Consider the following 11563-nt stretch of genomic DNA (forward strand, 5'->3'; position numbering starts at 1 on the left):
GAAATGCTAAACACCATTTTGTTTGTTATGATAGGCCTGCAAATGGTAAACCTGCCGTTTTTAAATAATTACTGGCTAATAGGAGGTATAGGCATTATTGTTATTTTAATTGCACGTTGGTTCAGCATTGTATTACCGCTTACGTTTTTAAAACAAAGGCTTAAAATTAGTTATAGCCAAATAAATATACTTACCTGGGCCGGGGTACGCGGTGGTATATCAATAGCGCTGGCTTTATCACTTCCTTACAGTCCGTATCGCCATATCATACTGGCGGGTAGTTATTTTGTGGTGATATTCTCTGTAATTGTACAGGGGTTAACTTTAAATAGTTTGATACGAGCATCTATTAAAAAAGAACAAGTAAATCATCAATAGCAATGAGTTAAACCCATTGCTATTGATAAAAAGCTTTCTGCCTTTATCCTTTCACCTTTATCCTTTCACCTTACCCCAGCGCTTGCTGCAAATCATCAATCAAATCATCAATATGCTCCAACCCGGCAGAAACGCGTAATAAATTAAACGGTGTTTTGGTATCGGGTCCCTCAACGGAGGCACGGTGCTCTATTAAACTTTCCACCCCACCTAAACTGGTTGCCCGGGTAAATAATTTTAAAGCGTTGATTACCCGTTTGGCTTCGGCCTCGCCGCCTTTAAGGCAAAAAGAAAACATGCCGCCAAAGGCCAGCATTTGATCCTTTGCTATTTCATACTGCGGGTGCAGCGGTAATCCCGGGTATAAAACCTGCTCCACTTTGGGGTGTACAGATAAAAATTCGGTTAACAGTTGCGCGTTATTAATATGCCCGCGCATACGGTAAGGCAGGGTTTTAAGGCTGCGCACCAGCATATAGCAATCAAAAGGCGAGGGGATGGCACCACCCATTTCCTGTATGGTATGTATTTTTCTCCACCAGTCGTTATCTTCAGCAGTAATTAAAACGCCGCCTGTTAAATCGCTATGGCCGCCAAAGTATTTGGTGGATGAGTGCATTACCATATCCGCGCCCAATAATATTGGCAACTGGCAAACGGGCGTGGCAAAGGTATTGTCACAAACTACTTTAATACCTTTTGCGTGAGCAATACCTACCACCTTTTTAATATCAGTAACTTTTAATAAAGGGTTTGACGGGGTTTCTATCCACATTAACCCGGTATTTGGCTTTATATGCGCGTTTAAAACTTCCTGGTTATTTATATCAATAAAGTCAAACTCCAGGATACCTGCAAACAACGTTTTTAACTGGTTGCGCAATCCGTGGTACATATCATCAGGTGCTATAATATGCGTTCCCGGCTGTAACGACTGGAAAACGGCCATGCCCGCCGCGTTACCTGATGAAAATGCCGCGGCATCCACACCTTGCTCCAATTTAGCCAAAACAGTCTCCAAAGCGGTACGGTTGGGGTTTGCTGCACGGCTATAGCTATAACCGCTTGTAAAACCGCCATCTTTATTACGCTCAAAGGTGGTCGACTGCACCAGGGGCTGCACCACAGCACCTGTTGATTTATCAGTATGGTTACCTGCGTGTATGGCGATGGTTTCGATTTTCATGGTGTTTGGTATTTTTAGGCTAAAGCCATTCTTATTTATATTATTATCCGTCCCATAAATGGGACAGCAATGAATTTTCAATTAATTATTTCATTGCAGTTGGTTTTACCAACATAATTTGACTAAAGTTATTCTTATTTAAATATTATCAGTCCCATAAAATACGGACGGCAATGAATTATTAAATAATATTCATTGCCGTTGGTTTTAACCAACGGGCTTAAAAATAACAAAAAATGGCTTTAGCCTAAATTGTACACCAATCCTTCTACAGATATTACACCACCATTACATTAACATTTCCTATTTTTGCACAAAGATTTTTAATGCAAGCTGAAAATAATTTACAGGTATTATTAAAGGATAACAGCTTATCAGCTGATTTAAAACACATCGCCCAAAAAGTGCTTAACCATGAGCGTATTACTTTTGATGAGGGTGTACTGTTATATGAAAAAGGCGAATTAGGCTATTTAGGCGTACTCGCCAATTATATACGCGAGCAGCGTCACGGCGATAAAACCTACTTTAACCGTAATTTCCATATTGAACCTACCAACCTTTGTGTGTACGATTGTAAGTTTTGCTCGTATTCGCGACTGATCAAACAAAAATCAGAAGGGTGGGAGTACACTATGGACGAGATGCTCGACATCGTAAAAAAATACGATAACGAGCCGGTTACCGAGGTGCATATAGTTGGCGGCGTATTGCCGCAGTATGATGTTGCTTTTTATTCGGAGTTGTTTAGTAAGATAAAAGCACACCGCCCAGAGTTGCATGTTAAAGCATTAACCCCGGTTGAATACCATTATATATTTAAAAAAGCCAAAATTGATTATGCCACCGGCATGAAAATGATGCTGGAAGCGGGATTGGAGTCAATACCAGGCGGCGGGGCCGAGATATTTCACCCGGAGATACGTGAGCAGATTGCCAAAGATAAATGTACAGCCGACCAATGGTTGGCTATACATGAGGAATGGCATAAGCTGGGCGCACGGTCAAACGCTACCATGCTGTACGGCCATATTGAAAAGTATTGGCACCGCGTTGACCACATGGAGCGTTTGCGCCAGTTACAGGATAAAACCGGTGGTTTTCAAACCTTTATACCATTAAAGTTCCGCAACCAGGATAATCAAATGTCAAATGTACCCGAATCAACTGTGGTTGAAGACCTGCGTAACTATGCCATATCACGTATATATTTAGACAATTTTGACCATATAAAAGCATATTGGGCCATGATAAGTCGTACCACGGCACAATTATCATTAAATTTTGGTGTAGATGATATTGATGGGACGCTTGACGATACCACTAAAATATACTCAATGGCTGGTGCCGAAGAGCAAAACCCCGGCATGAGCACCAAACAATTGGTTGAGCTGATAAAACAGGTTGGCCGTTACCCCATTGAGCGCGATACCTTATATAATGTAATAACTGACTATAACGATCACGAGTTTCCGGAGGAAGCAAAACCGCAGTTTTATAGATTGCCGGTTATTAATTAAATCATTGAGTCATTGGGTCATTAAGTCATTGAATATTTAAAGTGACGAATGACCAATGACTTAATGACCCAATGACAGAATGACTAAAAAAACACTATACATCGTCCGTCACGGACAAACAGAACTAAACCGCCAGGGCATTGTACAGGGCCGGGGCAGGGATACCGAACTTAACGGCCATGGCCAAAAACAGGCCGCTTTATTTTACGAAGCTTACAAAGATGTGCCGTTTGATAAGATATACATATCGGCGCTAAAGCGTACGCAGCAAAGCGTGCAATCATTTATTGATAAAGGCATACCTTATGAAAAACTGCCTGGTTTGGACGAACTGGCCTGGGGTATATACGAGGGGCAACCCAGCACACCGGCAACCAAAGGTGCGTTTTTACAAATTATGCGCGATTGGATGGAAGGTAAGCTGGACAGCAAGTTTGAGGACGGCGAAAGCCCTAATGAGGTAAAGGCGCGCCAATTGGAGGCACTTGAGGTGATCATGTCGCACCCGGAAGAAAAAACGGTATTGATAGCTATGCACGGCAGGGCGATGCGCTTGTTTCTGTGTATTTTAACGGGAAAACCCCTTACCGAAATGGATAACTACCCGCACCAAAACCTGGTTTTGTATAAAGTAATTTTTGACGGTGAAAAATTTGAGATCGTAGATTTTAATAACGCCGCGCATTTAAAAGGCTTACCCAGCAACGAATAACCGCGCTTACAACAAACAGCCCAAAGTCCCTAACGTATACTATACCTGATGAATAAAATAAAGATATCCGCTGTAAGTTACACCAACACCAAACCATTTTTATACGGCCTGCAGCATACGGATATTATAAATAAGATAGACCTCAGCCTGGATATACCTGCCGACTGCGCGAGGAAATTGATAGATAACGAGGTTGATATAGGCCTTATACCTGTGGCAGCCACTTTAAATATGACCGAATGGCAAATAGTCTCCGACTATTGCATTGGAGCAACGGGCGCTGTTAATTCGGTATTTATATTTAGTAATTGCCCAATACAGGACGTCACCACGCTTCAGTTAGATCCCGAGTCGCGCTCATCCAATAACCTCGCGCTGGTTTTATTGAAGAATCATTGGCAAATAAAACCACAATTGGTTACCCATGCTGCTGATTACAGCGCGTCAACCGATAAAAATACCGCCTTTGTGCAAATAGGCGACCGTACCTTTGGCAAAAAAGGAAGCTATGCTTTTGTGTATGACCTTGCCGAAGAATGGCAAAAGTTTACCGGGCTGCCCTTTGTATTTGCCGCATGGATAGCTAATAAATCCATCCCTGCCGAATTTATAACTGAATTTAATGCTTCCCTCAAATACGGCCTTGACCACCGTAAAGAGTTGTTTACCCAACTACCCACCCGTAATGATTTTGATGTACAGGATTACCTGATGCATAAAATTGATTTTGCATTAACCAATGAGAAAAAGCAGGCGCTTTTTCTGTTTTTGGATTACATTAAGGCATTGTAAACAAGCTGTTACCATATAATTAAGTAATTTATTTCTCGTTATAAATGATATGTTTATGTTACATAACTATCTCATTTTGTAACATTTATATAGCTGTTTATTTGAAGCTTCGTGTTTGTTTTACACTATTTGTTAATATCTGTTAAATAGTTTAAGATATTGTAATTTAAACACTAAGTAAATTGAAATAATTAAAATTTTATAACAGTTATTCGTATTGATTATGAAATATTCATAAAAATTCAATTTTATTTTAATTATTGATAACAATACCATACTTTTGTTATGGATTTAAAATTTAAGAACATGAAAAAATTATTTATTACAGCAGCAATAGCTACAATGTTTAGTGTTACTGCATTTGCCGCAGATGGCGGTAAAAAAAATACAAGTGAAGCCGGTATATCTACCACAGTACTTAACAGCTTCGCTGCAAACTTTAGCGAAGTTAAAGACGCCGTATGGACTGTGTCTTCAACTACCCAAAAAGCAACCTTTTTATTAAACGGTGTTAAAACTAACGCTTATTATGATTTGAGTGGCGAATACATTGGTACAACTAATGACGTTGATTATGCCATCATCCCATTTGAAGCTAAAGAAACCATCGCTAAAAAATATGATGGTTACACAGTTAGCGAAGTGATCAAATTTAAATATGAAGGTCAAAAATCTGACGTTACTCCGGTAGTTTACTTTATCGACCTTAAAAAAGGCGAAACCAGCGAAGTAGTGTTAAGAATAGCACCAGGCGAAAGCTTAGCATTTTACAAACAAGTTAAATAACCCTATTTAAATTATACAAGTTGAGGTCCCGGTTACATTTGTAGCCGGGACTTTTTTGTTGTTGTGGGGTAGGATGAGTGTTTTTGTAATGTCTATGTAAATAGTAGATTATTTTTTGCTGAAATTAGGATTTATTAAAACAATCAAAGTAACTTAGCATATAATAAACCGATTTATACAACACATTAAATACTTACTATCATGGGATTACGATTAGGCGACACCGCCCCAAATTTTAAAGCAAAAACATCACAGGGTGATATTGATTTTTACGAATATCTTGGCAATAGCTGGGGAGTACTGTTTTCGCATCCTGGCGATTATACCCCCGTTTGTACTACCGAGCTTGGCCGTACCGCAGCCTTGAAGGACGAATTTGAAAAACGCAATGTTAAAGTACTGGCCCTAAGTGTTGATTCGGTTGAATCGCATACCGGTTGGATAAAAGATATTAACGAAACTCAGGGCGTGGAGGTTAACTTCCCTATAATTGCCGACCCTGACCGTAAAATATCAGAAGCTTATGATATGATACACCCTAATGCATCAGTTAATGCTACCGTACGTTCGTTATTCATCATAGCGCCTGATAAAACGGTTAAGCTTATAATTACCTACCCGGCATCAACAGGAAGAAACTTCCAGGAAATTTTAAGGGTTATTGATTCATTACAGCTTACTGCCAATTACAGCGTGGCTACTCCGGCTGATTGGAAAGAAGGCGAAGATGTAGTAGTAGTACCTTCTATTAAAACAGAGGATATTCCGGCTAAATTTCCAAAAGGCTTTACCGAAGTAAAACCATACTTGCGTTTAACGCCACAACCAAATAAATAATTATTTGTTAATTAATTAATTTTATATATTTGGATAGCAGGTTTTTCTATTCATACTGATTATTAATACCATAAATTCAGTTTGGTTTAGTTATTAATCTTTTAACATGATTTTTTAATACTATTATTTTTAATTATGAAAACTGGAAAAGTAAAATGGTTTAATACACAAAAAGGTTATGGATTTATTGTTACCGACGATGGTAAGGATCTTTTTGTGCATTTTAAAGATGTTCAAGGTGGTGTTAACGCCATTAAAGACAACGATAATGTAGAATATGAAGTAGAGGACGGAAGAAAAGGACTGCAAGCCGTAAATGTGAAAAAAGTTTAACATACTATACTAATTATAGGCTCCCTGATGTTATCAGGGAGCCTTTTTTTTGCCAAAAATTTAATTAATTCTGTTACTTTAGGCCAACTAATTATTACTTATTATGCTCCATAATGATCTGGCTACAGCCAAAAAGAACGTTATTTTTTTAGTATTGGTGGCTTCATTAGGCTATTTTGTTGATATATACGACCTGGTTATATTCTCCATAGTGCGGGTAAAAAGCCTGCAGGATATTGGCATACCCGCCGACAGAATTGAAAGCGAAGGTGTATATGTTATCAATATGCAAATGTTTGGCTTACTGCTGGGCGGCATTATATGGGGTATAGTAGGTGATAAGTTGGGCCGTATAAAAGTGCTGTTTGGGTCGATATTTTTATACTCGATAGCAAACTTTGTAAACGGCATGGTGCATGATGTTAACAGCTATGCCGTTATCCGCTTAATTGCAGGTATAGGTTTGGCTGGCGAACTGGGAGCAGGCATAACCCTGGTTAGCGAAACATTGAGCAAAGAACGCCGTGGCTATGGCACCACCATAGTAGCCGTGATAGGTCTTTTGGGCGCTGTCGCCGCTAACTACGTTGGTGGATACAACTGGCGCACGGCTTATTATATTGGCGGCACTTTAGGTATATTATTGCTGCTGATGCGCATGGGCACTTTTGAGTCGGGAATGTTTAAAAATATATCCGACAGGGACGTATCAAAAGGCAAAATATTAATGCTGTTTAGCGATAGGAAAAGATTTTTAAAATACCTGTATTGCATTTTAATAGGCGCGCCGCTATGGTATGTGGTTGGTGTGCTTATTACCAAGGCCCCCGAGTTTGGCAAAGCCTTAGGCAGTACCGAGCCATTAAGTGCAGGCACGGGTATAATGTACACCTATGTAGGTATATCAATAGGTGGTATTTTTGCAGGCTTGCTGGCGCAGTACACACGGTCGCGTAAAAATACCATGTTTGTGTTTTTACTACTATCACTTATAAGCGTAATGTTTTATTTAAGCGCCAGGGGTATTACCCCCGGGCAGTTTATATGGCTTTGCTTATTTATGGGTTTCGGAGTAGGGTATTGGGCAACCTTTGTTACCATAGCTTCCGAGCAGTTTGGCACCAATATACGCTCAACGGTAACCACCACTGTACCCAACTTTGTACGTGGGTCGCTTATCCCTATCAACTTTGCTTTTACGGTACTGATGGCCCATTTTGGCCGCATAAACGCCGGATATATTGTTATGATAGTACTTACAGGTATATCCTTATTTGCCACCAGTCAGTTAGAGGAAACCTTTCATAAGGACCTGGATTATATAGAGGATGAAGGGGCTAATCTTTCGAGTTGAATTGCGGACTATTTAACTCACCCGACTTCGCTACGCTCGTCACCCTCTCTATGCTAGAGAGGGGATTTATATTGGGTATAAGATTAAATTTTGTTTTATTGCTTTTAGTACTGTTTGAGTGTCTTTTAATATCATATCATTATCAAACCGCAGTATCGTAAGCCCTAAAGCTTGTAATACATCATCACGGTTTTTATCATACTCTTTTTTGTAATTATGAACCGGGCCATCCGCCTCAATTACCAATTTAGCTTCGCTGCAGTAAAAATCAGGTATATAATAGTAATTTCTGCCTAAAGTAATTTGCGCGCAAACAGGAAACTGTCTGAAAAGTTTATACCCGCCAAATTTTCTATTTCTCAAATGATACCATAAAACTTTTTCAGCGGGAGTTTCAAGTTGTCTTAATTTACGGCAAAGTTCAGTGATAGTTGGCATAACAAAAAATAAGAAATATTAAATTAAAACTCAAATCTATCCCTCTCTAGCATAGAGAGGGTGGTCGAGCGCAGCAAAGACCGGGTGAGTTAAAACAATTATTATCTTTGCCCCAATGATAACCAAAGAACAAATAGCAGCCGACTACCAGCTAATACAGGACGAGATATGCCGTGCTTTAGAAGCTGTTGATGGGAAAGCCCAATTTGAAGAAGAAAAATGGGAGCGTGATGGCGGCGGTGGTGGCCGTACCCGTGTTATACAAAACGGAAACGTGTTAGAGAAAGGCGGGGTGAACTTCTCGGCCGTATATGGGCAATTGCCTGCGGTTATGCAAAAGGCGCTAAAGGTAGATAAGGATGAGTTTTTTGCTACCGGGGTATCCATTGTGATACATCCCAACCATCCGCTGGTACCGATCATCCACATGAATATCCGGTATTTTGAAATGCCTGCGGTAGATGGCGCTGATCCTGTACGCTGGTTTGGCGGTGGGATAGACCTAACGCCACATTATATAATTGATGAAGATGCCAAATACTTTCACAGTCAGTTAAAAGCCGTATGCGCTCGATTTAATGCTGATTTTTATACACGTTTTAAGCAATGGGCCGATGATTACTTTTTTATCAAACACCGCGAGGAAACCCGGGGGATAGGGGGTATATTTTATGATAAACTGGTAGCTACTGATGGCTTGTCGTGGGAAACCATATTTGAGTTCAGTAAAGCTCTGGGGCGGTCATTCATCCCAACCTATACCGAGTTGGTGAACCGCAACCGCAATAAAGCCTTTACTGACGATCAGCAGCAATGGCAATACCAGCGCCGCAGCCGTTATGCCGAGTTTAACCTGGTTTATGATGCCGGTACCAAATTCGGCTTAGAAACCAATGGTCGTATTGAATCGATATTGATGAGCCTGCCGCCAACGGCTAAATGGCTGTACAATTACCAGCCCCAACCGGGTAGCGAAGAGGAGAGGACCTTAAGTTTGTTGAAAAAAGGGATTGATTGGGTATCATAATAGCGATGGGTTTTAAACCTATCGCTATGTATAATATTAAAACATGAAAATATTTATACGACTTTGCTTTGCCGTTTTTATATTGATGATAGGCGCATCCTTTCAAAAAGCAAATACCCTAAAAGGCACCTGGCAGTTTTGCGGTGGATTTTTTAACGGTAAACGTAATGCAGCACCAAAAGAATATACCCTGCAACGTAAATATACCGCTATTAATTACGAAGCTAACATGTTAGAAAAAGGACAAAAGCCCTATAAATATGAGACCGGTAATTATAAACTGCTTGCCGATACCTGCCTGGAAACCCAAACCTTTAGCGCACAGCCATCCAAATTAAAAGGCATTTCTGTGCATTATGCTTACATCATGCGCCATGATACGCTGGTTTTAAGAGCCAAATTGCCTAATGGTTTTGTGGAGGAAGATTATTGGAAGAGGGTAAAGTAATTTTACAATATGAGCAAAGAGTATGATTTCATTATCGCTAGTAATCACGAATACGAAAAGGTGTTTGTTGAAATATATTGGAATGGAAAATTCGTAGCATTAATTAATCAAGAAAATGGCTTAGATAATCTTGAAATCGAATTTCCTGGGTTGAACCTAATTGAAAGTCTAATAGAAAGGAAATTACCACTAAATATATTTTTGGATTTAGTGAAGGAAGCTGCTGAACTACTATAAATTACAAATAATGTCTCGTCCTGAAAAAAGTTTACAGTTTTTAGCTTAATAACCATAATTATTTAGGCTAAAGCCAATATTGTTTAACCACGTATTCCGTTGGTTAAAACCAACGGCAATGAATTTTTAGTTTTGCCCCATTTAAATATTAACTTTTAATAACCCTTCAACCATTCATTGCCGTCCCATTTATGGGGCGGGATAATGATAAAGATGTGGGTGGCTTTAGCCGAACCACCTACAATATTTAGTTTTAAAACTTCGTCCTATGATGCTTATAGCTTAAAGCATGATTTGTTATTTAGGCTAAAGCCGAAAACTTCTTTTTCCATATTCCGTTGGTTAAAACCAACGGCAATGAGTTTTTAATTTTCCTTTATTTAATTGGTATTTTTTATTAACGCTGTAATTCAATTCATTGCCGTCCCATTTATGGGGCGGGATAATGATAAAGATGTGGGTGGCTTTAGCCAAACTTTATAGAAGTCCAATTCTTTGCATTGACGCATAGAAAAAGTTGGCTTAGAGGCACAATACTTTGTGTCTCAATAACGGCAATATGTCCGAGACGCAAAGCGTCTTTACACAGGCTTTCCACATCCCGAATATTACCAACATCCTTATAAAAAGCCAACTTATTTATTAACTTCGCAGGTCGTATAAAAACCAATTAAAAACGATAGTTAACGAGCGTAAATCTCACACATAAAAAAATAATATGGCTGAAGATACAGAGAACGATAATTTACACAACGAAGACAAAATAATAAGCATAGATATTGATGAAGAGATGCGATCGGCTTACATTGATTATTCAATGTCGGTTATCGTATCAAGGGCATTACCTGATGTGCGCGACGGTTTAAAACCCGTACACCGCCGTGTATTATTTGGTATGCTTGATTTGGGTTTAAACAATAACAAGCCCTATAAAAAATCGGCCCGTATTGTGGGCGAGGTAATGGGTAAATATCACCCGCACGGCGACTCGTCTGTGTACGATACCATGGTACGTATGGCGCAGGAGTGGAGCTTACGCTATCCACTGGTTGAAGGTCAGGGTAATTATGGCTCAATAGATGGCGATAACCCGGCAGCTATGCGTTATACCGAGGCCCGGCTGGAAAAGATAGCCGAAGAGATGTTGGCTGATATCAATAAAGATACTATTGATTTCCAGCTCAATTTTGACGACTCGTTACAGGAGCCTACCGTGTTGCCTGCCAAGTTCCCTAACTTATTGGTTAACGGTGCATCGGGCATAGCAGTAGGTATGGCCACCAACATGGCACCGCATAACTTATCAGAAGTAATTGACGCTACCATGGCATTGATAGACAACCGCGATATTGAGGTTGCCGAGCTAATGAAGTACGTTAAAGGACCGGATTTCCCGACAGGGGGTATCATTTATGGTTATGAAGGTCCGCGCGAGGCTTTAGAAACCGGTCGTGGTCGTGTGGTATTAAGGGCGCGAGCGGAGATTGAAACTTACGGCAGCGACCGTGAGCGTAT

The 11563-nt window shown here is 39.9% G+C and carries 14 protein-coding genes; 12 read left to right on the top strand and 2 right to left on the bottom strand.

The genetic code is table 11. The features are described 5' to 3' along the window. On the top strand, window positions 1-378 hold a 378-nt coding region (locus ABI367_RS14075; protein ID WP_462229526.1), incomplete at its 5' end, for a cation:proton antiporter domain-containing protein. A 70-nt stretch (window positions 379-448) separates the two neighbouring features. Here the strand turns inward: ABI367_RS14075 and ABI367_RS14080 are convergent. After that, window positions 449-1564, bottom strand: a complete 1116-nt coding sequence (locus tag ABI367_RS14080; RefSeq protein WP_462229528.1) for a trans-sulfuration enzyme family protein — start codon at window positions 1562-1564, stop codon at window positions 449-451. Between the two features lie 326 nt (window positions 1565-1890). Between ABI367_RS14080 and mqnE the strand changes: the two genes are divergently transcribed. The 7 genes from mqnE to ABI367_RS14115 all read left to right on the top strand — a co-directional run bounded on the left by mqnE (window position 1891) and on the right by ABI367_RS14115 (window position 7898). Then, complete coding sequence (gene mqnE, locus ABI367_RS14085; protein ID WP_462229530.1) at window positions 1891-3084, top strand: aminofutalosine synthase MqnE; 1194 nt, start codon at window positions 1891-1893, stop codon at window positions 3082-3084. A gap of 79 nt (window positions 3085-3163) precedes the next feature. Continuing rightward, window positions 3164-3796 carry a histidine phosphatase family protein gene (locus ABI367_RS14090; RefSeq protein WP_462229532.1) on the top strand — a complete coding sequence of 211 codons (633 nt, stop codon included), beginning with the start codon at window positions 3164-3166 and terminating at the stop codon, window positions 3794-3796. 48 nt (window positions 3797-3844) lie between these two features. Beyond that, window positions 3845-4588: a menaquinone biosynthetic enzyme MqnA/MqnD family protein gene (locus ABI367_RS14095; protein ID WP_462229534.1), complete on the top strand. Its 744-nt coding sequence runs from the start codon at window positions 3845-3847 to the stop codon at window positions 4586-4588. 306 nt (window positions 4589-4894) lie between these two features. Continuing rightward, entirely contained in the window at window positions 4895-5374 is a 480-nt protein-coding gene (locus ABI367_RS14100) for a hypothetical protein (RefSeq protein WP_462229536.1), read from the top strand. 201 nt (window positions 5375-5575) lie between these two features. Next, window positions 5576-6211, top strand: a complete 636-nt coding sequence (locus tag ABI367_RS14105; protein ID WP_462229538.1) for a peroxiredoxin — start codon at window positions 5576-5578, stop codon at window positions 6209-6211. Window positions 6212-6346: 135 nt separating this feature from the next. Next, window positions 6347-6544, top strand: a complete 198-nt coding sequence (locus ABI367_RS14110) for a cold-shock protein (protein ID WP_462229540.1) — start codon at window positions 6347-6349, stop codon at window positions 6542-6544. Between the two features lie 103 nt (window positions 6545-6647). Next, window positions 6648-7898, top strand: a complete 1251-nt coding sequence (locus tag ABI367_RS14115; protein ID WP_462229542.1) for an MFS transporter — start codon at window positions 6648-6650, stop codon at window positions 7896-7898. A gap of 66 nt (window positions 7899-7964) precedes the next feature. Here the strand turns inward: ABI367_RS14115 and ABI367_RS14120 are convergent, their stop codons facing one another. Next, window positions 7965-8336 (bottom strand): endonuclease domain-containing protein, encoded by a 372-nt coding sequence (locus ABI367_RS14120; RefSeq protein WP_462229544.1) that lies wholly within the window; start codon window positions 8334-8336, stop codon window positions 7965-7967. A 115-nt stretch (window positions 8337-8451) separates the two neighbouring features. Between ABI367_RS14120 and hemF the strand changes: the two genes are divergently transcribed. The 4 genes from hemF to ABI367_RS14140 all read left to right on the top strand — a co-directional run. Then, a complete protein-coding gene (gene hemF / locus ABI367_RS14125; RefSeq protein ID WP_462229546.1) occupies window positions 8452-9363 on the top strand; it encodes an oxygen-dependent coproporphyrinogen oxidase in 912 nt (303 codons plus the stop codon). A 43-nt stretch (window positions 9364-9406) separates the two neighbouring features. Then, a complete protein-coding gene (locus ABI367_RS14130; RefSeq protein ID WP_462229548.1) occupies window positions 9407-9811 on the top strand; it encodes a hypothetical protein in 405 nt (134 codons plus the stop codon). A gap of 9 nt (window positions 9812-9820) precedes the next feature. Then, on the top strand, window positions 9821-10048 hold the full coding sequence (locus ABI367_RS14135; RefSeq protein WP_462229549.1) for a hypothetical protein: 228 nt from the start codon (window positions 9821-9823) through the stop codon (window positions 10046-10048). A gap of 718 nt (window positions 10049-10766) precedes the next feature. Next, window positions 10767-11563: DNA gyrase subunit A (locus ABI367_RS14140; RefSeq protein ID WP_462229551.1), on the top strand; the 797-nt coding region annotated here is incomplete at its 3' end.

Source organism: Mucilaginibacter sp. (assembly GCF_039935595.1).
Classification (GTDB): Bacteria; Bacteroidota; Bacteroidia; order Sphingobacteriales; family Sphingobacteriaceae; genus Mucilaginibacter.

Coding starts and splice junctions, on each gene's coding strand:
- ABI367_RS14105 (WP_462229538.1), top strand. CDS start 5,576: ATGGGATTACGATTAGGCGACACCGCCCCAAATTTTAAAGCAAAAACA.
- ABI367_RS14135 (WP_462229549.1), top strand. CDS start 9,821: ATGAGCAAAGAGTATGATTTCATTATCGCTAGTAATCACGAATACGAA.
- ABI367_RS14120 (WP_462229544.1), bottom strand. CDS start 8,336: ATGCCAACTATCACTGAACTTTGCCGTAAATTAAGACAACTTGAAACT.
- ABI367_RS14115 (WP_462229542.1), top strand. CDS start 6,648: ATGCTCCATAATGATCTGGCTACAGCCAAAAAGAACGTTATTTTTTTA.
- ABI367_RS14080 (WP_462229528.1), bottom strand. CDS start 1,564: ATGAAAATCGAAACCATCGCCATACACGCAGGTAACCATACTGATAAA.
- ABI367_RS14130 (WP_462229548.1), top strand. CDS start 9,407: ATGAAAATATTTATACGACTTTGCTTTGCCGTTTTTATATTGATGATA.
- mqnE (WP_462229530.1), top strand. CDS start 1,891: ATGCAAGCTGAAAATAATTTACAGGTATTATTAAAGGATAACAGCTTA.
- ABI367_RS14110 (WP_462229540.1), top strand. CDS start 6,347: ATGAAAACTGGAAAAGTAAAATGGTTTAATACACAAAAAGGTTATGGA.
- ABI367_RS14095 (WP_462229534.1), top strand. CDS start 3,845: ATGAATAAAATAAAGATATCCGCTGTAAGTTACACCAACACCAAACCA.
- ABI367_RS14100 (WP_462229536.1), top strand. CDS start 4,895: ATGAAAAAATTATTTATTACAGCAGCAATAGCTACAATGTTTAGTGTT.
- hemF (WP_462229546.1), top strand. CDS start 8,452: ATGATAACCAAAGAACAAATAGCAGCCGACTACCAGCTAATACAGGAC.
- ABI367_RS14090 (WP_462229532.1), top strand. CDS start 3,164: ATGACTAAAAAAACACTATACATCGTCCGTCACGGACAAACAGAACTA.